Here is a 23,332-nt window from a genome sequence, read left to right on the forward strand (position 1 = left end):
TAGCGTTGCAGTATACGCAACAATAAAGGAGTTGCCTCGATGGACCTCGTCCCGCTCCCCGCCCGTGTCACGACGACGCCCGGAGGATTCGCGCTCACCGCCGGCCTGCGGATCCATGCCGACGGCGCCCTCGCCGATGCCGCGCGCGTCCTGCAGACCGCGCTGCGCACCGCGACCGGGATCCCTCTCGGCACGGCGGCGTCCGCCGAGGACGCCGGGATCCTGCTGCAGCAGGACCCCCGCCTCGAGGACGAGGCCTACGTGCTCGAGGTGACCCCGGAGCGGATCCGGATCGACGCGGGCGGCGAGCGCGGAGCGCACTGGGCGGCGCAGACGCTGCTGCAGCTGCTCCCTGCGCAGGTGCACCGCCGGGCCGGGATCCGCACGGACTCCGCCTCGCCCGACTGGCGCGTGCCCCCGGTGCGCATCGAGGACGCACCGCGTTTCGCCTGGCGCGGGCTCATGCTCGACACCGCACGGCACTTCTTCCCCGTCCACGAGGTGCTGCGCCTCATCGACCTGCTCGCGATGCACCGGTTGAACGTGCTCCATCTGCACCTCACCGACGATCAGGGCTGGCGCGCCGAGATCCGCGCCTATCCGCGGCTCACCTCGGTGGGCGGCTGGCGGCCCTCCTCGCAGATCGGCTCCGGCCCGGGCGCGACCCAGGACGGGCGCCCCCATGGCGGCTTCTACACGCAGGAGGATCTCCGCGAGATCGTCGCGTACGCGGCGGCGCACGGGATCGCCGTCGTGCCGGAGATCGAGATGCCGGGCCACGTGCAGGCCGCGATCGCCGCCTACCCCGAGCTCGGCTTCGTCGCGGAGGAGCACCCCTGGACCCGATGGGGCGTCAATCCGCACGCGCTGCGGCTCGATGAGCCCACCATCGCGTTCTTCTGCACCGTGCTCGACGAGATCATCGACATCTTCCCCTCACCGGTGATCGGCATCGGCGGCGACGAGTGCCGCAAGGACGAATGGCGCGCCGACCCCGCCACCCAGCGGCGCAAGGCCGAGCTGGGTCTGGACACCGAGGAGCAGCTGCAGGCCTGGTTCGTCTCCCGGATCGACGCGCACCTGCGCTCGCGCGGGCGGCGGGTGTACGGCTTCGACGAGATCCTCGAGGGCGGCCTGGTCTCCGAGGCGACCGTCGCCTCGTGGCGCGGCACCGCCGGCGCGGTCATCGCCGCGCGCCGCGGTGCGGACGTGGTGATGTGCCCGGAGGACACGGTCTATCTCGACTACCGGCAGTCCGCCCTCCCCGAGGAGCCGATCCCCGTCGGCGTGGTCACCACGATCGCGCAGGTGCGCGCCTTCGACCCGATCCCGGCCGGCCTCGAACCCGAGCACCACGGACGCATCGTCGGCGGCCAGGGCAACCTGTGGACCGAGCACGTCGACTCGGCGCGGCGCCTGGACTACCAGCTCTTCCCCCGGCTGTGCGCGCTCGCGGAGGCGCTGTGGAGCGGACAGGATCCCTCCGCCGTCGCGTCCTTCGCGGACCGCCTCGACGGGCACCTCGCCCGCCTCGACGCCGCGGGCGTGGAGTACCGTCCCGCGAGCGGCCCGCACCCCTGGCAGCAGCGGCCGGGCGTTCCGGGGCAGCCCTACGACCGCGCGGAGCGCGCCGCCGAGATCGCCCGCCTGACGTCCAACCTCGCGTAGTCCCGCGATCGTCAGCCGCGCGCGGCCGCCACGAAGGCGCGGGCGCGCGCGGCGATCCGGTCCCAGCGCCCGTGCGCGACGTCGTCGGCCGCCACGACGCTGGACCCCGCCGTGACCGCGAGCGCGCCGGCGCGCAGGTAGTCCGCGGCGTTGGTCTCGTCCAGCCCGCCGGAGGCGACCAGCGGCATGTCGGGGAACGGCCCCGCCAGATGCCGGAAGTAGCCGGGGCCCACGGCGCCGGCCGGGAAGATCTTCACCGCGGCCGCCCCCAGCCGCACCGCGGTCAGCGCCTCGGTCGGCGTGAGCGCCCCCATGATCACCGGCACCGCCGCGGCGCCCGCGATCATCGCGACCTCCTCCACGACGCCAGGGGTGACCAGGAACGACGCGCCCGCCGAGATCGCCGCCGTGGCCTGCGCCGCCGTGGTGACGGTTCCCGCGCCGACCCGCACGTCGGGCGCCTCCGCGCCCCGGGCGATGAGGTCGGTGACCCCCGGCGTCGTGAACGCGAACTCGACGACATGGATCCCGCCTGCGGCGAGCGCCGCGAGCAGCGGGATCGGATCCGGGATCCGGGAGATCCTCGGCAGGGCGAGCACGGCGTCCCGGCTCAGCAGCTCCATCGCGGTGTCGGTCATCTCGTCCCCTCGTCGGTCGCCCGCAGGCTCTTGCCGGACAGGCTTCCGGTGCGCCGGCCCTCCTCGACGGCGAGCTCGCCGCCCACCCACACGGCGCGGATGCCGTCGGCGATCCGGCGCGGGTGCTCGAACGTGGCACGGTCCTGGATCCGTTCGGGGTCGAAGAGCACGAGGTCGGCGATCCACCCCTCGCGCACCAGGCCCCGTTCGTGCAGGCGCAGCCGGCGGGCCGGGGTGCCGCTGAGATGCCGGATCGCCTCTTCGAGGCTCAGCACGCCCAGGTCGCGGACGTAGCGCGCGAGATAGCGCGGGAAGGCGCCCCACGAGCGCGGGTGCGGTCGGTCGCCGACGAGGATCCCGTCGCTGCCGCCGGTGTGCATCGGGTGGCGCATGATCGCCTGCACGTTCTCCTCATGGCCGATGTGCATGAGCACGCCTGTGGCGAGGTCGTCGGCGAGCAGGATCCGGATCACCGCGTCGACGGGCGCCTCGCCCGTCTCCTGGGCGATGTCGGCGATCGTGCGGCCCACCAGCGCGCGGAGGGCCGGATCACCCACCCCGGAGATCTGGATGCGCGACCAGTCGGCCCGCTCGCCGTGGAAGCCGTCGCACCCGTCGACGTCGAGCGCGCGCACGAGCGCGTCCCTGTCCCGTCCGGCCGCGAGGCGGTCCCGGAGCGCGTCGACCCCGCCGGCCGCGATCCAGCTGGGCAGCAGGGCCACGAGCGTGGTGGCCCCGGGCAGGTACGGGTAGCTGTCCATCGTGATGTCCACGCCGTCCGCGAGGGCCTGATCGACCATCTCCAGGAAGCGGGGCGCGGCCCCCGCGTTGGACGGGAAGTTGAGGGTCGCGTGCGCCAGGTGCAGGGCGCAGCCGGTCTCCCGGGCGATCCCGATGACCTCGGCATAGGCCTCCAGCGCACCGGCGCCGTAGGAGCGGGTGTGCGGGGCGAAGAAGCCGCCGTGCGCCGCGACGATCTCGCAGAGCGCCGTGAGCTCTGCCGTGTCGGCGTACATGCCCGGGGCGTAGGTGAGACCGCTCGACATGCCGACGGCGCCGGCGGCGAGGGACTCGTCGAGGATCCGCCGCATGTCGGCCAGCTCCGCGGCGCCGGCGGGGCGGTCGGCGGCTCCGACCGTCAGCAGCCGCAGGTTGCCCTGCGGCACCAGCACCGCCGTGTTGGTCGCCGTGCCGTAGGAGAGCCGGTCCAGGAACCCGGCCATGTCCCGCCAGTCGAGCTCGAGCCCGGGCTGGCCGTTCCAGCCCGCGATCTGCCGGCGGACGGCGCCGGCGATCCGCTCGTCGACCGGGGCGTAGCCGATGCCGTCCTGCCCGATGACCTCGCAGGTCACTCCCTGCCCGATCTTCGCGATGTGCTCAGGGTCGGCGAGCACCGCCAGATCCGAGTGCGCGTGCATGTCGATGAACCCGGGGGCGAGGACCAGGCCCGCTGCCTCCTCGACGCCCGCCCCCTCGACGGCGGTCAGGGATCCGGGGGGTGCGATCTGCGCGATCCGCCCGCCGCGCAGCAGCACGTCCGCCGTGCGGCGGGGCGCGCCGGTTCCGTCGATGACGGTGGCGCGCCGGAGCAGGGTGCCCGGCACGCTCAGAACCAGGTCTCCACGGCGTCGACGACGAGCGGATCCGCCGCGTCGGCGTCGGCCACCACCGGGATCAGTCGCCACTTGTCGAGCGCGGTGCACGGGTGCGAGAGCCCGAGTCGCACGACGTCGCCGACGCGCAGCTGATCCGCACGGCCGTCGGAGACCGCGGCCTCGGCGAGCCGCAGGAAAAGGTGCTGGTCGTTCAGCGCCGTGACCTGCGAGCCGTCGAGCACTCCGTCGTCCTCCGGGCGGCCCGAGACGTGCTGCGCGACGGGCAGCCCTTCGTCGAACGACGCGTCGCGCCGGCCCGCGTCGAGCAGGGCGAGTCCGGGCTCCGGGCGCGACAGCACCCGCGCCCACAGGTGCATCGCGGAGCGGAACGGGGTCGTGCCGATCTCGCGTCCCATCGGGGTGATACCTGCGTAGAAGCCGTCGTCGTGCACCTGGAACGCCCCGGATCGCACCACTACGTCGGCGTCGGGGCAGAGCACCGGCAGCACGGCTCCGACCCGGTCGAAGTAGGCGCTTCCGCCGGCGGTGACCACCGGGCGCGTGCCCTCCGGATAGAGCCCCGCCTCGGCGAGCTCGCGATGGAGGCCGGCGAGATCGTGCAGATACGCGTCGACCGCGGCGAGTGACGCCGCGGTGCGGTCGTGGGCGAGCGCGCCCTCGTAACCGCCGACGCCCGCGAGCTCGAGGGCGGGCGAGGCGGCGATCGCGGCGGCGACCGCGCGTGCCGTGGCGCGGTCCCTGGCGCCCGTGCGCCCGCCGGCGCCGCCGAGCTCCACCAGCACCCGCAGCGGGCGCGCGGGGGCTCCCAGCGCGGCGGTCATCACCTCGACCGCCGCCACGCCATCGGCCCAGCAGAGCACCTCGAGCCCGGGATCCGCCGCGAGCGCGTCGGCGAGGCCGCGCAGGGCGACCGGATCCACGACCTCGTTGGCGACGAGGATCCTGGGCACGCCGTTCGCGAGTGCGACCTGGGCCTGCCAGGCCGTCGCGAAGGTCAGCGCCCACGCGCCGGCGTCGAGCAGCTGCCGCCACAGCACCGGGGCCATCGTGGTCTTGCCGTGCGGCGCGAGCAGCACCCCCGCCTCGTCGGCCCATCCGGCCATGAGGCCGACGTTGTGCGCGAGGGCTACCCGGTCGAGCGTGAGCAGCGGCGTGGGGAAGTCGGAGAGTCGCGGGGCGCCGGCCAGGAGCTCCCCGAGCAGGTGACCCTGCGCGGAAGGCGGGAAGGACTTGTCCTGCGCGGACACCCGGCGTCCGGCCGCGGCGGAGACGGTCGGAGCGGAGACGGAGGAGGGCGAAGCGGTGCGATCGGAGTCATCCACACGATCATGATGCCCGGTTGTTGCGTCATGCGCAATATCCATTGCACACTTTCGCTCCCCTCCACTAGGGTCGAGAGCATGTCCGCGCCGTCCCCCTCCTCCACGCTGCGCGCCGCCGCATTCGGCGAAGCCCTGGTCGTGCTCGTGCAGGACGTCCCGGGTCCGCTGGAGGCCTCCCCGGTCTTCCGCCGCTCGCTCGGCGGCGCGGAGGCGAACGTCGCGATCGCCCTCGCCGCCCTCGGCGTGCCGACCTCGGTGATCAGCCAGGTCGGCGACGACGGCTTCGGCCGCTACATCGTCGACGAGCTGCGACTGCTGGGCGTCGACACCTCGGCCTGCGCCGTCGACCCGGCGCGCGCCACGGGCCTGTACTTCAAGGAGGTCGGCGGCGGCACCGGCCGGCCCACCGACCTCGGCCCCGCCCGCAGCCGGATGCACTACTTCCGCAGCGGCTCCGCCGGCGCCCATCTCACGCCCGCTCTGCTCGACACCCCCGCCGTGGCCCGAGTGCTCGACCAGGCCGCGATCGTGCACACCACCGGCATCACCCCGGCTTTGTCGGACTCCGCCTCGGCGGCGCAGCACGCGCTCGTCGCCCGGGTGCGCCCGCGGGGCCTGGTCTCCTTCGATCTGAACTGGCGCCACCGGCTCTGGCACGGGCGCGAGGCGGCTGGTCGTCTGCAGCTCGCCGAGCTCATGCGCACCTGCGACATCGCCCTGGCCGGCCTCGACGAGGCGACCGAGGTCTTCGGCGTCTCCACGGCCGAGGAACTGCGGGCGATGTTCCCCGAACCCCGCCGCCTCGTCGTCAAGAACGACGGCGGAGCCGTGATCGCGTTCGACGGCGCCGAACGCGTCGAGGTCCCGGTTCCCGAGCGCGTGCCCGTGATCGAGGCGATCGGCGCCGGCGACGCCTTCGCCGCGGGCCTGCTCGCCGGTATCCTGCAACAGCTCCCGCTCTTCGCCTCCGTCGAGCAGGGCCATCGCACGGCCGCCCGTGCGCTGTCCTCGATCACCGACCACATCGCCCCTGGATCCCGCCGATGAACCAGACCGTCACCCGCGCCCTCGACCTGCTCTCCGCCCTCCAGGACGGAGCGCAGACCCTGGACGAATGCGCCGAGCGCCTCGGCGTGCACAAGTCCACGATCCTGCGTCTCCTGCAGACGCTGGAGGCGCAGCGCTTCGTGACCCACGATGCGCAGCACCGCTACCGGCTCGGATCCCGTCTCTTCGAGCTGGCCGGCGCCGCCCTCGCCCAGCGGGACGTCCGCGACGTGGCTCGTCCGCACCTGGAGAGGCTGAACGAGGACACCGGACAGACCGTGCATCTGGCGGCCTACGAGTCGGGCGACGTCGTCTACATCGACAAGCTCGAGGCGCGCACCGGCATCCGCATGTACTCGCGGGTCGGCCTGCGCGCCCCCCTGCACAGCACCGCGGTCGCGAAGGTGCTGCTGGCGGATCTTCCCGCCGCCGCCCGCCGGGAGATCGCGGAGGGGATCGACTACGTGCCGTTCACCGACCGCACGATCCGCAACGCGACCGACTTCCTCGCCGAGCTGGAGCGGGTGCGTGCCGACGGCTTCGCCCGTGACAGCGCCGAGCACGAGACGTTCATCAACTGCATCGCCGCGCCCATCCGCGACGGCAGCGGGGCGGTCGTCGCGGCGGCATCGGTCTCCGTGCCGACCCTGTCGCTGCCTGCGCACGAGGTGCTGGCGCTCCTGCCGCAGCTGATGACGGCGACCCGCGGCGCATCCGCAGACCTGGGCTGGGCTCCGCGCTCCGTCAACGACCGAGAGGAACGACTGTGACCGAGAAGACCCGCATCCTGACCGCCGACGCCCCCGCGCCGGCGCACGTGTTCTCACAGGGAGTGCGCAAGGGCCCGATCGTGCAGGTGTCCGGGCAGGGCCCGGTGGATCCGGCCACGGGCGAGTACCTCTTCCCGGGCGACGTCGCGAGCCAGACCCTCCGCACGCTCGAGAACGTGCGCGCGATCGTCGAGGCGTCGGGTGCGACCTTCGACGACGTGATCATGCTGCGCGTCTATCTCACGAAGCGGGAGGACTTCGCGATCATGAACGAGGCCTACGGCGCGTTCGTCACGAAGCACACCCCGAGCGGTGTGCTGCCGTCGCGCACCACGGTGTTCACGGGCCTGCCCCGCGAGGAGATGCTCGTCGAGATCGACGCTCTCGCGGTGGTCTGACCCGCCGGACCGGCTACAGCTCGATCTGCGATCCCATCACGATCACGCGATCGCGCGGCAGCCCGAAGTGGTCGCTCGCGTCGGTGGTGATGTGCGACGCCGCGAGGAAGAGCCTCTTGCGCCACAGCGCCATGCCGCCGCGCCGTCCTTCGCGCAGCTCGATCTTCGAGAGGAAGTACGTGGCGTTGTCGAGATCGAGCCACCCCTGGGTCTTGTGCGGCGGGATCGACCGCAGCGCCCGGGGGATGTCCGGGTTCTCCGCGTAGCCGAACCGCGCGGAGATGTAGAGGATCCCGTCGGTCGGATCCCCGAGGTCGTCGACCGTGCAGCGCTGGGACTGCGGGACCCGCGGGACGTTCTGGATGTCGACGGAGAGGATGATCACGCGCGCGTGCCGCACATGATTGTGCTCGACGTTGGCCCGCAGCGCGAGAGGGGTGGTCGTTCCGCCCGGGTTGAGGAAGATCGCGGTGCCGGGAACCCGGTCGATGAGCTTCGGGTGGGTGCGGAGGTTGCGCACGAAGTCGGCCAGCGAGCCCTCCGCCTCGGTGCGGCGCGCGGTGATGAGCGCCCGCCCGCGCTGCCAGGTCGTCATGACGATGAACGCTGCCAGGCCGATCGCGAGCGGGAGCCAGGCGCCGTGCACGAACTTGGTGGCGTTGGCGGCGAGGAACAGCAGGTCGACGGAGAGCAGCAGCACCGCGCCGATCGCGAGGATCCAGGCCGGCGTCTTCCACCGGCGTCGGGCCAGATAGAAGAACAGCAGCGTGGTGATGGTGATGGTGCCGATCACCGCCATGCCGTAGGCGAACGCGAGCGAGGCGGAGCTGCGGAACACGAACACCAGGGTGATCACCGAGACCATGAGCAGCCAGTTGATCCACGGCACGTAGACCTGCCCCTGCGTCTCGGACGAGGTGTGCGTCACGCGCAGCCGCGGCAGGTAGCCCAGCCCCGAGGCCTGGGCGGCTACGGAGAAGGCACCGGAGATCACCGACTGCGAGGCGATCACCGTCGCCGCCGTGGCCAGGATCACGAGGGCGATACGGCCCCACTCCGGCGCGAGCAGGAAGAACGGCGCCGACATGTTCGCCTTGTCCTCGAGCAGCAGCGCCCCCTGGCCGAGGTAGGTGAGGGCGAGCGCGGGGAACACCAGGAACAGCCAGGCGATCGAGATCGGCTTGCGGCCGAAGTGGCCCATGTCGGCGTAGAGAGCCTCGGCGCCGGTGACGGAGAGCACGACCGCGGCGAGCGCGAAGAACGCGATGTGGAAGTGGCTGACCATGAAGCCGATCGCATAGGTGGGCAGCAGGGCGAGGAGGATCTGCGGATCGTGCAGGATCCCGCCGAGGCCGAGCACGCCCACGACGACGAACCAGACCACCATGATCGGCCCGAAGAGCCGCCCGACCACCGAGCTGCCGAGCTTCTGGATGAGGAAGAGGATCAGCAGGATGGTGGCCGTGATAGGCACCACCCACTCCTCGAGGCCCGGATTGATGGTCTTGAGGCCCTCGACCGCGGAGAGCACCGAGATCGCCGGGGTGATCATGCTGTCGCCGAGGAACAGCGCCGCACCCAGCACGGCGAGACCGGACAGGATCGCCACCGTGCGCGTGCGGCCCTTCGGCGCCCAGCGGCGCAGCAGCGTGAGCAGCGCCATGATGCCGCCCTCGCCGTCGTTGTCCATGCGCATCGCGAGCAGGACGTAGGTGATCGTGACGATCAGGATGACCGACCAGACGATGAGCGAGACGACCCCGTACAGGTTCTCCGTCGTGAGGGGGATCGGATGCGGATCCTCGGGGTTGAACACGGTCTGCAGCGCATAGATCGGGCTGGTGCCGATGTCGCCGAACACGACCCCGAGCGCCCCGACGATGAGCGCGAGCCGGAGCGTGTGGCCCGCGGCGGCCGTGGGACTCTTCGACAGGGATGCGCCGTTGTTCACAGACGAAGCCTAGAGCCCGCGCGCGCCGCGTTCGGGTGCTCCTCACGGAATCCTCACGCGGTGTCGCGGGCGTCTCCTCACGGGATCCTCACGGGCGTGCGGCATCCGGCGACGACGAAGCGCCGGCCCTCGAGGACGAGGACCGGCGCTCCGGGTGGCGTCGCGGGTTCGACTAGTTCTGCGACTCGGCCGCGCTGCCTCCGTCGAGACGACGGCGACGGCGCGCCATGACCATCAGCGCACCGGCGAGCAGCACGAGCAGACCGCCGACGATACCCGTCGTCAGCAGCGCGTCGCCGTTCAGACCGGTCGTCGCGAGCGCGCCGGACCCGTGCCCCTTGCCGCCGCCGTCGCCTCCGGTGACCGGCGGAGTCGGCGTCGGAGTCGGAGTGCCCGGCGTCGTGACCTCGGCGATGACGAAGGTGCTCGTCGCCGGGTCGCTGGAAAGGTCGCCCACGCTCTGCGCCGCGGAGATCGTGTGCGATCCGAGCGCGAAGCTGCCGGCGAGCGGCACCGTCCACGTGCCGTCGTCGCCCACGATCACCGGCTCCTCAGCCGTGACCGCGGCATCCGCCGCCTTGTCCTTCGCCGCGGCGGGAGCCGCGGCCTTGGCCTCGGCGGCGGCTGCGCCGTCGACCGTCACCTCGACGACGGCTCCCGGCACACCCGTGCCGCTGACCGCGGTCGGCGCCGTGTCGAGCTTCGCGCCGTCCGCGGGCGAGGTGATTGCCGGAGCGGCCGGCTTCGACGGGGCGTCGGAGAGCGGCGCGCGCACCGTGAGCAGAGCCGCCGTGTTCTTCTGCAGCGCCTTCTTCACGGTGACCACGGTGCCGTAGCCGACGCCGGAGTCGGCGGGGTTGCCGGTGCCGAGGGTGGTGAACTCCAGGTCGGTGCCGTACAGATCCGTCGCCGGAGTGCCGTCGGCGTTGACCACGCGCGTGGTGTACGCCGCGTCGTCGACCGAGGGCACGACGACCGACGCGTCGCGCAGACGGTTGTACAGCTGGCCGTCACGGTATTCCAGGCCGGCGACCCAGCCCTGGTCGTCGGTGAAGCTGCTCACCGGCGGCTGGGCGGCGATGTCGGTGCATGCCTCGGTGAAGTCCTTGTCCACCATGCAGTCCTTGAACGGCAGGGTCGGCGTGAGACCGAAGGCGGCATTCGATGACTGCGCACGGCTGGAGATGTTCTTCATCAGCGACGGATCCAGCGCGGCTTCCGCCCCGGTGCGACGCAGCGGGTCGAAGTGGCTGTCGACGAGCAGGAGCCCGCCCTTGGCCCCGTAGCTGGGCAGGTTGGTCAGATACGACGTGATCTGGTTCGACGAGCCGTAGGCCGCGTCGCGGTACCAGACCAGCGCACCCGGCGCGTTGTACGGAACCTTCTCGACCTTCCAGCCCTCGTCGCTGTAGACCGTGGTGTAGCCGTACTTCAGGCCCTCGTCGAAGCCGTCGAAGTTGCGCCACTCGACCATGTAGAACTGCTTCTTGGTCTGAATGCCGGTGTCGCGGGTCCAGCCGGCCCCGGTGGTGTCCGTGAAGGTGCCGGCAGTCGCCGTCCAGCCGTTGTCGCCCGACTCCACGTCGTCGGTCCACACGTCGGATCCGCCCGCACTGAGGGCGAAGTCGTCGGAGAACCAGCCGCGCTCCTCGAAGGCCGCGTCGGTGGCCTGGCGCAGACGCACCTGGATGTTCTGGCCCGCGTACGAGGACAGATCGATGTGGTCGTGGCGCCAGCCGCCCGAGGATCCGGTCAGACCGTACTTCTTGTTGCCGAAGTCCTTCATCCGGCCGTTCGGGTCACTGTAGCCGTCGTCGGTCGACACGAGCTTGTCGCTGTCGTCGTAGACCTTCTGCTCGGTCCACGTGGTGCCGCCATCGGTCGAGACCTCGACGAAGCCGAAGTCCCAGTCCTCCTCGATCACGTAGTTGTTCCACATCGAGAAGGTCGCACCGGCCGGCACGTTGTCGATCGTGCGGCTCAGGGTCGCGTCGGCCCAGTCCTGGTCGGCGTTCGAGTACCACATCTCGGCGCCGCTGTGCGGCGTGGCGAGCGTCTTCACCTTGTCCGGCAGGTTGATCTTGATGCCGTCCTCGGTGCCGTTCGCAGGCCGGGACGCCTGTCCCACCTTGACCGTCTTCGTGCCGTCACCGGGGTTGATCTCGAGCGGGTCCACCCAGCCGAGCACCCACTTGTCCCAGATGCCCATGTGCGTCGGCATCGACTGGAAGATCGGTCCGGAGTGCGATCCGGAGCTCATCAGATCCCAGAAGTCGACGTCGGAGTCCCCCGCGTTGGAGGTGTCGTACAGGTCGGGCAGGCCGAGGTCGTGACCGTACTCGTGGGCGAACACGCCGACGCCGGAGTTCTCCGGCTGCACGATGTAGTTCTGGATCTTGAAGTCGGTGCCCGGGATCGTGGCGCCGCCCGCGACGTCGGACGAGTGCGCCCAGATCGCGTAGGTGCCCTCCTTGCCGCCGCCGCCCGACTTGTCCTCACCGGCGTGCACGAGCACGACGTGGTCGATGATGCCGTCCGGCTCGTGCACGTTGCCGTCGCCGTCGCGGTCGCCCTGGTCCTCGATGTCGTAGTCCGCCCACGGGAACGAGGGGTCGGACTGCGCGAGCGCCGCCACCGCGTCGATGGGGAGCTGGCCGGGGCCGAGGGGGTTGTCCGGGTGACCCTGCATGTCCTGCATCGGGCCCGCGACGTACTCTCCCGTGTCGGGATCCTTGTGGCAGACCGTGGCGCCGTAGTACGCCTCGGAGTGCGGCACCTTCACCCACGCGGTCGCCTCGCCGGTGAGCGAGTACGCACCGCGGGACATCTCCTCGTACATCTTCTTCATCGTGTGGCCCGAGATGTCGAAGCCGGGCTTGCCGTCCAGGCCGGTCAGGTCGGTGCGGACGCGCTCCGTGATGCCCTCGTCGGAGAACAGCATCTTGTTGTAGAAGTCGCTGGAGAAGTCGGGCACCCACATGCTGTTGTTGTCCTTGTGGGCGGCGTCGGCCGGGTTCGCGATGTTGTTGTGCAGCGTCGGACCCTGCACGTCACCGGGCTGGCACGTCGTCTCGCCGAACGCGGTCGGAACCTGCAGGTCGGAGAAGTCCTCGGTGCCGTCGAACTCGACGAGGATCGTGAGCAGCTTCGCCTGCTGCGTGCTATCGGCGTGCTTGAGGTTCTTGGGGCTCTCGCCGCTCTGCACCGCCTCCGCCTCGGTCTTGGCCAGCTGCTCGGCCGCCACGGGGTTGCCCTGGGCGTGCTTCTCGTCGTTCTCCTTCGCCCGTTCGAAGGCGGCGTCGCTGACGCCCTTGCGCGCACTGGCGTTGCCGTTCAGGTCGGCGACCGGCTGGTCGTCCGCCCCGTCGAGGATCGCGTCTGCACGCGGCGCCACGTAGTTGATGTAGTGATCGCTGGCGACTCCCGTGGTCGCCGCGGCGGTCGGCTGGACGTCGGGCGCCGAGACGCTCGGCGCCGCGGCGGTCGCGGGCACGGCGCCGAAGGTCGCCACCCCGGCTGCGGCGAGCACGAACGCCGATGTCGTCGCCGCGACACGTCGTCGTGCGCGGACGCTCTTCTCTGACATTGCTTCTCCCTCCAGGCGTCGCCGCGGAGGTTCCCGCGACGGCGCGGATGTCATGCACCGATCAGGCGCACAAGAATCAGGCTTACCGTGAAAGTCCTATGCAAGGGAACAGAATCGCCTGAAGAAGTGAAAAAGTTCCTCCCCGGGGAGCGACGCGCCGAGACACGAAGAAGCGCCACCAGGAACGGATCCTGGTGGCGCTTCTCACTGCGGTCGAATGACCGCTCAGCGGCGGCGATCAGCCCTTGTTGCAGACGTCCTGCAGCTTCTTGCCCTGCTCGGAGAGCTTGGCGCTGGCGTCCTGAGCCTTGGTCGACATCTCCTGGAGCTTGGTCTGCGCCTCGGTGATCTTGTCCATGGCGGCCGGGTCGGTCGCGTCGATGTTCTTCATGTCGGGGATCTCGAAGCCGTCGAAGACCTTGACGAAGCCCTTGAACTCGGCGGTGAAGGCGTCGAGCGGCTTCTTCACGGTCTCGTTGGTGATCTTCTTGCCGGCCTCGTCGAGACCCTTCTCGACGGGGGCGAAGATGCCCGCGAAGTCGACCTTCTCACCCGTGGTGGCCTTCTGCATGGCGCCGTTGAGGTCGCTCGAGATGCTCGAGGTGGCCTTGGTCATCTCCGTGTTCGCGATCTTGCACGCGTCGGCGACGCTCTGCCCGCCCGAGCAGGCGGTCATCGTGGCGGCGAGGGCGATGGCAGCGGCGACGCCGCCGATCCGGGTCAGGGTTGCCTTGTTCATGTGAGCTCTCCGGTCTCTGCATAGCGGTGGCTGCCGATCCGAGAGGGTGCGACAGCCATGATTGCCTCCTACCCTATTCCGAGCAGATGCATAGGTTCGGACGGTTGCGCCGGATCCGGCGGGATCGTGATGCCACTGAGATGTCACGGCCACGGCCCGTTCACCGGTTCGGCATCCGTCCTCCGGACGCCGGAGCGCCCTGACGGTCGCCTGCGCCTCAGGCGACGTCGCTGAGACGCCTCCTCACCGGGACTCCTGCTTCCCGGGCCGCTGACGGTCAGATATCACGCCGGTCAGCGTCGAACATCTCGACATGTGCGCCGGATTCCGGACACCGCGGCGGGTTGACCATGGACATGACGAAGGCCCCGACTTCCGTGGAAGTCGGGGCCTTCGTGGTGGCGGTGACGGTGGGATTTGAACCCACGGTAGGGGGTTACCCTACACAACTTTTCGAGAGTTGCACCTTCGGCCGCTCGGACACGTCACCGCGGACAAGCTTACGCGACGGCGGGATCCAGCGCGAATCGAGCGGCGCCCGACACTCCGGCGCCCCCGCTCCGGGCCGGTGGGCGGCCGTCCGCCGCGTCGAGGTTCCGGGCCAGCGTCCCGCGCTTCTAGAGTGAACGGGACCGTCCGCCGAAGGGATCCGCATGGACCGCAAGACCGTCAACGCCGAGCTGCGCAGGCAGTTCGTCCCCCTGCTCACCGGGGCCGGCTTCCTCTGGAAGAGCGATGTCGGGCGGCGGATTCTCGCCGGTCCGGTCATCCATGTCGTGGAGGTGCAGCACCGCCCCCGTGCCGCGGTGTTCCAGGTGAACCTGGGCGCGCACCTGCCCGCCCTCGGCGACGTGGCGGGCGGCGAGTCCCCCGCCGACGACGCCCTGCGCGAGTACGAGTGCGCCTGGCGCGGATCCGTCGTCTCCGGCTTCCGCAACGCCTCCGACGCCGAGTTCGCCTACGGGGGCACCGCGGAGGAGGCGGCGGAGTCGGTCGCGTTCCTGGCCTCCGAGTGGCAGCGCCAGTCGGAGCGGTTCTTCGGCCCGCTCACCGCGTATCCCGACGGCTTCCACGCGACCGCCCGCGGCGCGCTGGAGAAGGACCTGCATCCGGCGCACCTGCTGACCTGGGCCCGGGTCGCGCTGCTGCTCGAGGACTCCGCGCTCGCGGAGGCGCTGGCGACGCAGGCGCTCCCCCGCGTCCCCGAGCGCGCGACGTCGCTGCGCGACGAGCTGCAGCGGATCCTGACCCGCTGACCCCGGCCGAGGGTCACCAGGCTTCGGCGACCTCGGCGTGGGTGTTGAGGATTCCCTCCGTGGATCCGGCGGGGGCGCGTCCGATGCCGCACTCGGTCGCGACGCCGAACTCCGCGGCGTGCGGGGCGGCGGCGTCGATGCGGCGACGGGCGCCTTCCGCGCCGTCCTCCCGGTGCACGAGGCCCAGGTAGAGCTCCGTGCCCTCGCCCAGCGCGAGTGCGTCCAGCGGCGCGAAGTACGCGTCGTCGTCGCGCTCGATCGGCACCGGGAGGTGCAGCCAGGTGAGCGGACGATGCGCGGCCGTGATGACGGCGTTCGCGAAACGGACGAGGTTCGCCGCATCCGCGGGCTCGGCGAAGTGCTTCTCCGCGGCGTCGCCGTAGCAGAGGTGCACGCCGACCTCGACGCCTGCGGGCACCGCGTCGATGAGCTCGGCCAGGCGCTCGACGAGACCGTCGAACGGATCGCCCGGCCACCACGCCTCCATGACCCTGCCATAGCCGGCGGCGCGCTCGATGATGCCCATCTCGCTGGCGACGTCCCACTGGATCGCCAGGTCGTCCTGCGGGATCGCGGTGAGGATCCCGTCGAGTTCGCGCCGGATCGCCGCGGTGTAGACCGGCTCGATCGCGGCACGGTCATCGCCGGAGAAGAACGACGAGATCACCGCGAGCGGCGTGGGCAGCGACACCTGGAAGCGCACGCCCTCGGCGATCGCCCCCTCGGAGCGCAGCCGCCGGAACGTGGCGTAGGACTCGATCGCCGCGCTCGCATACCCCAGCGGCGGAAGCACGATCGAGGAGGCGTCCACGCCCTCGCCGATCCGTAGCGGGCGGGCGTCGAGGCCCGCACCGAACGGGATCCGCTCCGCGCCGACGCGTTCGATCCCCTCGGCCCCGCCGAGCACGTCCGGCTGGAACATGATCCAGTGGAACCGGATCCCGACCTCGCCGTCGGGGATCCGTCGCAGTCGCGGGCCGAGCAGTCCGGCGGCGGTGCGCATCGTGGTCTCGGCGTCGTCGTAGTTCACGCTGCCGACCAGCAGCGCTTCTCGAGGGGTGGTCATGCCTGAAAGCGTAGGCGCGTCCGGGCATCGGGTTTTGCACGGTTTCGCTCCGCGCAGCGGCGGCACCGGAGAGTTAGGATGCCCTAAGAAGACCTCGGGATCCGGATCGGAGGACGCCGCCATGTCGCACATCCACTCGCCCGCGCTCGCGAAGACGGGCTTCGTCGTCCTCGACCGGCACGACCAGGCCTCGGATCCCGAGGAATGGCTCGACCTCGCCTACGTGCCCTGGCGCTCCTCCGGCGTCACCCGGTTCGCCCCGCTCACCAGCTACTCCGGCGAGCCCGACTGCAACGGGTTCTGGAACCACACCCCGCCCCGCACCGACAAGGACGGCGTCTGGGTCGAATCCCAGACGGCGCTCGCCCCGACGCTGGTGCGCCGCGCCCGCGAAGCCGGAGCGAACGTCGGCCGCTGCCGGGTGGTCGAGCTGCAGCCGAACACCTACGCCGACGCGATCTACAACCTGCACCAGGACGACAACAACCGCCTCAACCCCGACGGCACCGGCTGGGTCGTGCGCGGCTTCTACAACCTCACCGACGACCCCGACTCGCTGCTGATCCTGCGCGAGGACCGGTTCGATCCGGCGACCGAGGTGCGCCTGCCGCTGCCGGCGGGATCGAGGGTGGTCGTCGACACCCAGCGCTTCTGGCATGCCGTCTGGCATCGCGGCGCGACCCCGCGCTACGCGCTCATCACCTCGTGGACCTCGGGTCCCGAGCTCGACGCGCACCTCGCCGCGGAGCACGCGCACACGGACGTCGAGTCCGTGCCGCTGGATCCTGCGCTCATCGCCGACGCCCAGCAGGAGCTGCATCGCCGCATCGAGGAGCGCCGCCGCGCCTTCGAGGCGCTCGGCGAGGTGCTGGAGCCCACCGAGCCGCTCTGGCCCTGACGCCGGTCGGCGATGGCCGGCGCGCACAATTCAGGCTCGAACCGCTGGCGCGGCGACCACCGTGCCGTGTTCCCGCCGATGTTCCCATCGGGGCAGAGGATCCAGCCTGAGTTGTGCCCGGGGGCTGCACGCCTTCGACGGCCACGGGGGCGGAATGGCACCCGCGGAACCGCACCCGCGGGCGGGACGGCGCACGCGAGACGGCGCACGCGAGACGGCACCCGCAGGACGGCGCCCGCGGAGCCGCATCGGCGGCGGCGCCGCGGGCGTCAGCCCGCGGCGATCAGCCGGATCCCCGCCTCCTCGAGCTCCTGGAGGGTCGGATCCGCGGGATCCGCGTCGGTGACGATCGCGGTCACCTCGTCGAGCCCGAGCACCGCGTAGCGCGACGCCGCGCCGACCTTCTCCTCGCTCGCGAGCACGTAGGTCTCCGCCGCCCGGGACGCCAGAGTGCGCTTCATCGCCGCTTCCTCGGGGTCGCCGGTGGTCAGCCCCGCGGTCGGGTGCACGCCGGTGACCCCGAGGAAGAAGAGGTCGGCGCTGATCCGCTGCGCGGCCTCGACGGCGGCCGCTCCAGAAGCGACGGCGGAGTGCTTGAACAGCCGGCCGCCGATGAGGAACACGTCGGCGGCGTGACCCAGCAGCGCGGCGGCGATCGTGGGGCTGTGCGTGATGATCGTGCACGGCAGCGCGGTCGGGATCGCGGCGACCATCGCGAGGGTCGTCGTGCCGCCGTCGAGGATCACCGTCGCCCCCGGCTCGATGAGGGCCGCCGCCGCGGCCGCCACGCGTGCCTTGCTGTCCGGCGCCACCGCCGCGCGGCGGCCGTAGTCGACGACGGCGGGCGACGCGGGGAGCGCCCCGCCGTACACGCGCACCGCGAGACCCGCTGCATCGAGCTCGCGCAGGTCGCGGCGGATGCTGTCCTCCGACAGCCCCAGTTCGGCGGCGATGTCCTTCGCGACGAGACGGCCGTCCCGGTGCAGCCGATCCAGCAGAAGCTCCTTGCGTGCCGCAGCCAGCATTCCGACTCCTTCATGTTTGTGCACGTTTCTGCTGTATTGTACCCGACATGACGAAACCGCTCATGATCCTCATCGCCGGCCCCTACGCCTCGGGCACCGACGGCGACCCCGCGCTGATGGCGCAGAACCTGACCCGGCTCGAGGAGGCCGCCTGGCCGATCTTCCAGGCCGGCCACATCCCGATGATCGGCGAATGGGTCGCGCTGCCCGTGCTCTCCAGCGCCGGCGCGGCCGGGCCCGGCGACCCGCTCGCCGCCGAGGTGATGTACCCGACCGCCGAGCGTCTCCTCCAGCACTGCGATGGAGTGCTGCGCCTGCCCGGCGAATCCCGCGGGGCGGATCAGGACGTCGCGATCGCCGAGCGGCGCGGGATCCCGGTGTACCGCCGCCTCGACGAGGTGCCGGGCGTCGCGGCCTGACGTCTCGGGGCGCCGCCCGCTCAGGCCTCGACGGCCTGGATCCGCCCGGCGTCGAGCCGGAGGGTCCGGTCGATCGCGCCGGCGGGCGGCGCCACGTGCGACACCAGGATGACGGTGCGCCCGTCGGCCGCCTCGAGCAGATCGCGGAGCAGCGCATCCGAGGCATCCGGATCCACCCCCGCGGTCGGCTCGTCCAGTACGAGCACGCCGAAGCCGCGCAGGAGCACCCGGGCGAGCGCGATGCGCTGCGCCTGACCTCCCGACACCAGGGCGCCCCGCTCCCCCACCCGCGCCCCGAGACCGCCGCGCTCCTCGACCCAGGCACCCAGCCCGACCCGATCGAGCACGGCGCACAGTTCCTCGTCTGAGGCCGTCTCCTTCGCGAACAGGAGGTTCTGCCGGATGTCCTCGTCGAAGAGCATCGGATCCTGCTCGCACAGCCCGATGCGGCGGCGCAGCTCCGGCCCCGGCACCGCGGCCGCGTCGCCCTCGCCGATGCGGTACGACCCGTCGAAGCGCAGGAAGCCGACGAGCACCGCGGCGAGCGTGGACTTCCCCGCCCCGCTGGACCCCGTGACGAGGATCCGCTCGCCCGGCGCCGCATCCAGATCGATCCCGCCCAGCGCGGGACCCGCCGCACCGGGCCACCTCGCGGTCACCCCGCGAAGGCGCAGCGCCCCGTCGCCGATGCTTCCCTCGCCCTCGTCGCCGCGCACCTCGGCCGGCACGACGGTGGGCAGGACGGAATGGATCCGCTCCGCACCGGCCCGCACCCCGCGCCAGGCCGAGGCCGCCTGCGGCACCGCGGAGAACACGTCGAACACGGCCATCGGCAGCAGCACGGCCACCGCGAACCAGGGCGCATCGGCCGCGCCGCCCCCCTGCCCCGGGGCTGCCACGGCGAGCGCCCAGAGGGACGCCGCCCCCGCCGCGAGCGACACCACCGCCGAGGAGAGCGCCTGCGCGACCGCGACACGGGTCGTCGTGCGCCGGAGCGCGTCGTCGGCGCCGCGGATCCGCTCGCGCGCGACCGGCTCCGCACCGTAGGCCCGCAGCACGTCGAACGCGGTGAACTCGTCGACGAGGGCGCCGGCCAGCTCGGCGCGGTCGCGGCTGAGCGCGCGCTCGGCGCGCGCTCCGGCGATGCCGCCGAGCAGGATCGCGCCCGCGATGGCGACGAGGAGGCAGACGGCGAGCGCGAGCGCGGCCGCCGGCGCGATCAGTGCCAGCACGCCGATCGACAGCACCGCCACGACGCCGCCGGTGAGCAGGGGCTGCACGACGCGCAGGGGCAGGTTCTGCAGGTTCTCCACGTCGTCGACGAGGGCGGCGAGCACCGAACCGCGATCGGTGGATCCGAGGCCCGCCGGCGCCAGCGGCGTGAGGCGGCGCACCACCGCGGCGCGCAGGTCGGCGAGGCGGCCCAGGGCGGCGTCGTGACCGGCGAGGCGCTCCAGATACCGGGTCACCGCGCGCGTCACGGCGAAGAAGCGCACTCCGACGATCGCGAGCGACAGCGGCACGAGGTTGTCGACGATCGAGGCGCTCACGACGAGCCAGCCGCTCACGAGCAGCAGGCCGACGGCGGCCGCGGCCGAGACGATCCCGGCGAGGATCGCGGGCAGGAACCGTCGCATCCGGGGCATCGCGAGGCGGAGGATCCCGCCGACGGAGGCCGGGAGGTCGGGGACCGGCTCCCCGGGCCCGTCGAGTGCGGGGGACCCGGCGGACCCGGGGGACGCGGAGGATTCGGCGCCCTCGACCGGGCGCGGCGTTTCGTCTCGGTCGTCCGCTGCGCGGCCGTCCTCGCTCAACGACCCCGACAGCGCACCCCCGGCGCGGGCTTCCTCGCTCAACGACCCCGACAGCGCACCCCCGGCGCGGGCTTCCTCGCTCAACGACCCCGACAGCGGGTCCGCATCGCCGATCCGCACCACCTGGTCGGCGATCGCGCGGGCCGACGGCCGGTGCGACACCAGCAGCACCGTCGCGCCGGCATCGGCCGCGCGCCGCACCGCCCGCCAGAGCCGCGCCTCGGTCGTCGCGTCCAGCGCGCTGGACGGCTCGTCCAGGGCGAGCACGCGCGCACCGGATCCGAGGCGGTAGAACGCGCGCGCCACGGCGACGCGCTGCGCCTGCCCTCCGGACAGGCCCGCGCCCTGAACGCCGAGCTGCTGCGCCGGATCCAGGTCGGCGGCCGCGGCATCCGCCAGGGCCGCACGCACCCGATCCGCGTCCGGAGCGGGGTCGCCGAGGGCGACGTTCGCGGCGATCGTGCCGCGGATCAGGCCCGGGCGCTGGCCGGCCCAGGCGAGCCAGGTCGCCGGATCCGGATCCGGCGCACCCTCGACGCGGATGACCCCGTCGTACGGCGCCGCCCCCCGGAGCGCGGCGAACAGGCTGGACTTCCCGGATCCGCTGCGCCCTTGGAGCAGCGTGACCGTGCCGGCCGCGGCCGTGAACGTCACCGGCGGGAGCACCCGCTCGCCGTACCGCACGCCGACGTCGCGGAAGACGACGCGGGTTCCGCGAGGCGATGCCGCATCCTCCGAAGGCGATGCCGGGGGCGTCGCGCCTGGCACGGCGCCTCGCTCGGCGGCGGTGCCGGGCGGGGCGTCCTCCAGGATCTCGAAGACGTCCTCGGTGGCGGCCACGCCCTCGGCAGCGGCGTGGAACTGCACGCCCACCTGGCGCAGCGGCAGGAACGCCTCAGGCGCCAGCAGCAGCACGAACAGCCCGACGCCGAGACTCAGCTCCCCGCCCAGCAGGCGCAGCCCCACCGAGACCGCGATGATCGCGACGGCGAGCGACGACAGCAGCTCGAGCGCGAAGCCGGAGAGGAACGAGTACCGCAGCACCCGCATGGTCTCCCGGCGGTACTGGTCGGCGGTCTCGCGCATCCGGGCGGCGGCGCGGCGCTCCCGGCCGAAGAGGCGCAGCGTCGCGAGGCCCTGCACCGTGTCGGCGAAGCGCGCCGCGAGCGTCTGCAGCACCTGCAGCTGCCTGCGCTGCACGCCGCGGGTCGCGATGCCGATGAGGATGAGGAACAGCGGGATCAGCGGCAGCGTCACGAGGGCCGCGACGCCGCTCGGCCAGTCCTGCATCCACATCACGATGACGATCACCGGGGTCGCGATCGCGGTGAGCACGAGCTGCGGGACGTACCGGGAGAAGTACGGATCCAGGGCGTCGAGGCCGTGCCCCGCGGTGACCGCGAGTGCGGACGTGTTGCGGGCGCTCAGCCACGCCGGTCCGCGTCGCGCGATCGCGTCGAGCAGGGCCGCCCGCAGCTCGCGACCGGTCTGCGCCGCGGCCTTCGCCCCCCACGCCTCCGAGGTCCACAGCAGCGCCGCGCGCACGGCCACCACGAGGGCGAGCCAGGGCACCACGGCGAGCGGGGAGCGCCCGGCGGCGACGGCGGCGATCCCCGCGGCGAGCAGCCCGGCGAACGCGATCGTGACCGCGGTCTGCACGATCGCGATCACCGCCGACACCACGAGGTAGGTCCTTGCGGCGGGCGCCCACCGCAGCAGCCGCGGATCGATCGGCTTCATCGGGCGCCTCGGGGTCGTCGAGCGAGCGCCGAGCGCAGCGAGGAGCGAGACGAGACCCGGTTCCTCGCGGATCGCCGCGTTTCGTCTCGGTCGCGCTGCGCGCGTCCTCGCTCAACGACCCCGGCAAGAGGGTCGCGCTGCGCGCGTCCTCGCTCAACGACCCCGGAAAGACGGTCGCGCTGCGCGCGTCCTCGCTCAACGACCCCGGCAAGAGGGTCGCGCTGCGCGCGTCCTCGCCCGACGCCCCCGGCAAGAGAGCCGCCCTGCGCGCGTCCTCGCTCGACGACCCCGGAAGGGAGGCCGCGCGACGCGCCTGGTCGACCGACCTCGGAGCGAACCGTCCCCATCATGCGTGCGCGGGGGCGGCCTCGATCGTCGAGCGGCGCACGCGCTTGCGGAACACCCAGTACGTCCACGCCTGGTACGCCAGCACGAGCGGCATCGCCACCAGCGCCGTCCAGCTCATGATCTGCAGGGTGTATGGCGTGCTCGACGCGTTCTGGATCGTGAGCGAGTTCGCGGGATCGATCGTGGAGGGCAGCACGTTCGGGAACAGCGCCGAGAACAGCATGAGCACGGCCGCGAGGATCGTGACGACCCCGGCGGCGAACGCCCAGCCGTCGCGCCCGCGCAGCGAGAACACCACCGACACGATGAGGAACACCGCGGCCACGGCGCCGAGCGCGATCACGGCCCAGAGCAGCGACGGCCGGCCGGCGGCGATCACGATCGTCCACACCACCGTCGCGGCCGCGACGAGGATCGTCGGCAGCGCAGCACGACGCGCCACCCGGCGGGCGCGCTCGTGCACCGCGCCGTCGGTCTTCAGCGCGACGAAGTACAGCCCGTGCAGGAAGAACAGCAGCAGCGTGGTGACCCCGACGAGCAGACCGTACGGGTTCAGCAGATCGAACACGGATCCGCGGAAGACGTGCCGCTCATCCAGCGCGACGCCCTGCACGATGTTGCCGAACGCGACGCCCCAGAGCAGTGCGGGCACGGCGGATCCGATCACGATCATGGTGTCGAAGCGGCGCTTCCAGCGCGGATCCTCGCGCTGGTGCCGGTACTCGAACGACACCCCGCGCAGGATGAGCGCGAGCAGGATCAGCAGCAGCGGCAGGTAGAAGCCGCTGAACAGCGAGGCGTACCACTCCGGGAACGACGCGAACAGGCAGGCTCCCGCGACGATCACCCAGGTCTCGTTGAGGTCCCACACCGGGCCGATGGTGTTGATCACCTGGCGGCGCGAGACGTCGTCCTTGCCGAGGAAGGGCAGCGACATGCCCACCCCGAAGTCGAAGCCGTCGAGCACGAAGTAGCCCACGAAGAACAGGGCGACGATCCAGAACCAGAGCGTTGCGAGATCCATGTCCGCC

Annotated in this window: 17 protein-coding genes, 1 tRNA gene and 1 pseudogene; 7 read left to right on the forward strand and 12 right to left on the reverse strand. The window is 72.0% G+C overall.

The window, feature by feature from the left end; translation table 11 throughout:
- Positions 1-39: 39 nt before the first annotated feature.
- On the forward strand, positions 40-1,668 hold the full coding sequence (locus WFJ17_RS00070) for a beta-N-acetylhexosaminidase (RefSeq protein ID WP_336647325.1): 1,629 nt from the start codon (positions 40-42) through the stop codon (positions 1,666-1,668).
- A gap of 11 nt (positions 1,669-1,679) precedes the next feature.
- Here WFJ17_RS00070 and WFJ17_RS00075 read toward each other — a convergent pair whose 3' ends face one another.
- From WFJ17_RS00075 to WFJ17_RS00085, 3 genes are read right to left on the reverse strand one after another with little or no spacing between them, the layout of a single operon-like run.
- Positions 1,680-2,306 carry a bifunctional 4-hydroxy-2-oxoglutarate aldolase/2-dehydro-3-deoxy-phosphogluconate aldolase gene (locus WFJ17_RS00075; RefSeq protein ID WP_336647326.1) on the reverse strand — a complete coding sequence of 209 codons (627 nt, stop codon included), beginning with the start codon at positions 2,304-2,306 and terminating at the stop codon, positions 1,680-1,682.
- Entirely contained in the window at positions 2,303-3,910 is a 1,608-nt protein-coding gene (locus tag WFJ17_RS00080) for an N-acyl-D-amino-acid deacylase family protein (RefSeq protein ID WP_336647327.1), read from the reverse strand. The genes WFJ17_RS00075 and WFJ17_RS00080 overlap by 4 nt, the downstream gene beginning before the upstream one ends.
- A gap of 2 nt (positions 3,911-3,912) precedes the next feature.
- Entirely contained in the window at positions 3,913-5,244 is a 1,332-nt protein-coding gene (locus WFJ17_RS00085) for an amino acid deaminase (RefSeq protein WP_336647328.1), read from the reverse strand.
- Positions 5,245-5,322: 78 nt separating this feature from the next.
- Here WFJ17_RS00085 and WFJ17_RS00090 point away from each other — a divergent pair, with 78 nt between their 5' ends.
- Genes WFJ17_RS00090 through WFJ17_RS00100 form a run of 3 tightly spaced genes read left to right on the forward strand, consistent with a single transcriptional unit; the run spans position 5,323 to position 7,459 of the window.
- Complete coding sequence (locus WFJ17_RS00090) at positions 5,323-6,291, forward strand: sugar kinase (RefSeq protein WP_336647329.1); 969 nt, start codon at positions 5,323-5,325, stop codon at positions 6,289-6,291.
- Positions 6,288-7,061, forward strand: a complete 774-nt coding sequence (locus WFJ17_RS00095; RefSeq protein WP_336647330.1) for an IclR family transcriptional regulator — start codon at positions 6,288-6,290, stop codon at positions 7,059-7,061. The genes WFJ17_RS00090 and WFJ17_RS00095 overlap by 4 nt, the downstream gene beginning before the upstream one ends.
- Positions 7,058-7,459 carry a RidA family protein gene (locus tag WFJ17_RS00100; protein WP_251447798.1) on the forward strand — a complete coding sequence of 134 codons (402 nt, stop codon included), beginning with the start codon at positions 7,058-7,060 and terminating at the stop codon, positions 7,457-7,459. Before WFJ17_RS00095 ends, WFJ17_RS00100 begins: the two co-directional genes overlap by 4 nt.
- A gap of 13 nt (positions 7,460-7,472) precedes the next feature.
- On the opposite strand, the gene WFJ17_RS00105 is transcribed toward WFJ17_RS00100, so the two are convergent.
- From WFJ17_RS00105 to WFJ17_RS00120, 4 genes are all read right to left on the reverse strand, one after another.
- On the reverse strand, positions 7,473-9,410 hold the full coding sequence (locus WFJ17_RS00105; protein WP_336647331.1) for a potassium transporter Kup: 1,938 nt from the start codon (positions 9,408-9,410) through the stop codon (positions 7,473-7,475).
- A 172-nt stretch (positions 9,411-9,582) separates the two neighbouring features.
- Positions 9,583-12,996 carry an immune inhibitor A domain-containing protein gene (locus WFJ17_RS00110; protein WP_336647332.1) on the reverse strand — a complete coding sequence of 1,138 codons (3,414 nt, stop codon included), beginning with the start codon at positions 12,994-12,996 and terminating at the stop codon, positions 9,583-9,585.
- Between the two features lie 238 nt (positions 12,997-13,234).
- Positions 13,235-13,735, reverse strand: coding sequence for a hypothetical protein (locus tag WFJ17_RS00115; RefSeq protein WP_336647333.1), 501 nt, complete (start codon positions 13,733-13,735; stop codon positions 13,235-13,237).
- Between the two features lie 399 nt (positions 13,736-14,134).
- Positions 14,135-14,225, reverse strand: a tRNA-Ser gene (locus WFJ17_RS00120).
- A gap of 163 nt (positions 14,226-14,388) precedes the next feature.
- On the opposite strand from WFJ17_RS00120, the gene WFJ17_RS00125 reads away from it, so the two are divergent.
- Positions 14,389-14,991 (forward strand): hypothetical protein, encoded by a 603-nt coding sequence (locus tag WFJ17_RS00125; RefSeq protein WP_251447814.1) that lies wholly within the window; start codon positions 14,389-14,391, stop codon positions 14,989-14,991.
- 13 nt (positions 14,992-15,004) lie between these two features.
- Here the strand turns inward: WFJ17_RS00125 and WFJ17_RS00130 are convergent, their stop codons facing one another.
- Positions 15,005-16,057: a hypothetical protein gene (locus WFJ17_RS00130; RefSeq protein ID WP_336647334.1), complete on the reverse strand. Its 1,053-nt coding sequence runs from the start codon at positions 16,055-16,057 to the stop codon at positions 15,005-15,007.
- Between the two features lie 121 nt (positions 16,058-16,178).
- Between WFJ17_RS00130 and WFJ17_RS00135 the strand changes: the two genes are divergently transcribed.
- Complete coding sequence (locus WFJ17_RS00135; RefSeq protein WP_336647335.1) at positions 16,179-16,955, forward strand: hypothetical protein; 777 nt, start codon at positions 16,179-16,181, stop codon at positions 16,953-16,955.
- 269 nt (positions 16,956-17,224) lie between these two features.
- Here WFJ17_RS00135 and WFJ17_RS00140 read toward each other — a convergent pair whose 3' ends face one another.
- Positions 17,225-17,980, reverse strand: coding sequence for a DeoR/GlpR family DNA-binding transcription regulator (locus tag WFJ17_RS00140; protein WP_336647336.1), 756 nt, complete (start codon positions 17,978-17,980; stop codon positions 17,225-17,227).
- Between the two features lie 47 nt (positions 17,981-18,027).
- Here WFJ17_RS00140 and WFJ17_RS00145 point away from each other — a divergent pair, with 47 nt between their 5' ends.
- Positions 18,028-18,399 carry a DUF4406 domain-containing protein gene (locus WFJ17_RS00145; protein ID WP_251447827.1) on the forward strand — a complete coding sequence of 124 codons (372 nt, stop codon included), beginning with the start codon at positions 18,028-18,030 and terminating at the stop codon, positions 18,397-18,399.
- 20 nt (positions 18,400-18,419) lie between these two features.
- Here the strand turns inward: WFJ17_RS00145 and cydC are convergent, their stop codons facing one another.
- The 3 genes and pseudogenes from cydC to cydB all read right to left on the reverse strand — a co-directional run bounded on the left by cydC (position 18,420) and on the right by cydB (position 23,325).
- Positions 18,420-20,060 (reverse strand): thiol reductant ABC exporter subunit CydC, encoded by a 1,641-nt coding sequence (gene cydC / locus WFJ17_RS18660; RefSeq protein WP_442927959.1) that lies wholly within the window; start codon positions 20,058-20,060, stop codon positions 18,420-18,422.
- A gap of 279 nt (positions 20,061-20,339) precedes the next feature.
- Positions 20,340-21,953 (reverse strand): annotated as a pseudogene (gene cydD / locus WFJ17_RS18665) (thiol reductant ABC exporter subunit CydD); the annotation flags it as partial.
- A gap of 346 nt (positions 21,954-22,299) precedes the next feature.
- Positions 22,300-23,325, reverse strand: a complete 1,026-nt coding sequence (cydB, locus tag WFJ17_RS00155) for a cytochrome d ubiquinol oxidase subunit II (RefSeq protein WP_295033811.1) — start codon at positions 23,323-23,325, stop codon at positions 22,300-22,302.
- Positions 23,326-23,332: the final 7 nt, after the last annotated feature.

The sequence above is a fragment of the Microbacterium sp. MMO-10 genome (genome assembly GCF_037148715.1).
Lineage (GTDB): Bacteria > Actinomycetota > Actinomycetes > Actinomycetales > Microbacteriaceae > Microbacterium.

Excerpts from the sequence above, each read along its gene's own strand:
- WFJ17_RS00140 (WP_336647336.1), bottom strand. The coding sequence starts at position 17,980 with ATGCTGGCTGCGGCACGCAAGGAGCTTCTGCTGGATCGGCTGCACCGG.
- WFJ17_RS00070 (WP_336647325.1), top strand. The coding sequence starts at position 40 with ATGGACCTCGTCCCGCTCCCCGCCCGTGTCACGACGACGCCCGGAGGA.
- WFJ17_RS00130 (WP_336647334.1), bottom strand. The coding sequence starts at position 16,057 with ATGACCACCCCTCGAGAAGCGCTGCTGGTCGGCAGCGTGAACTACGAC.
- WFJ17_RS00090 (WP_336647329.1), top strand. The coding sequence starts at position 5,323 with ATGTCCGCGCCGTCCCCCTCCTCCACGCTGCGCGCCGCCGCATTCGGC.
- WFJ17_RS00095 (WP_336647330.1), top strand. The coding sequence starts at position 6,288 with ATGAACCAGACCGTCACCCGCGCCCTCGACCTGCTCTCCGCCCTCCAG.
- WFJ17_RS00145 (WP_251447827.1), top strand. The coding sequence starts at position 18,028 with ATGACGAAACCGCTCATGATCCTCATCGCCGGCCCCTACGCCTCGGGC.
- WFJ17_RS00115 (WP_336647333.1), bottom strand. The coding sequence starts at position 13,735 with ATGAACAAGGCAACCCTGACCCGGATCGGCGGCGTCGCCGCTGCCATC.
- WFJ17_RS00125 (WP_251447814.1), top strand. The coding sequence starts at position 14,389 with ATGGACCGCAAGACCGTCAACGCCGAGCTGCGCAGGCAGTTCGTCCCC.
- WFJ17_RS00075 (WP_336647326.1), bottom strand. The coding sequence starts at position 2,306 with ATGACCGACACCGCGATGGAGCTGCTGAGCCGGGACGCCGTGCTCGCC.
- cydB (WP_295033811.1), bottom strand. The coding sequence starts at position 23,325 with ATGGATCTCGCAACGCTCTGGTTCTGGATCGTCGCCCTGTTCTTCGTG.
- WFJ17_RS00110 (WP_336647332.1), bottom strand. The coding sequence starts at position 12,996 with ATGTCAGAGAAGAGCGTCCGCGCACGACGACGTGTCGCGGCGACGACA.
- WFJ17_RS00135 (WP_336647335.1), top strand. The coding sequence starts at position 16,179 with ATGTCGCACATCCACTCGCCCGCGCTCGCGAAGACGGGCTTCGTCGTC.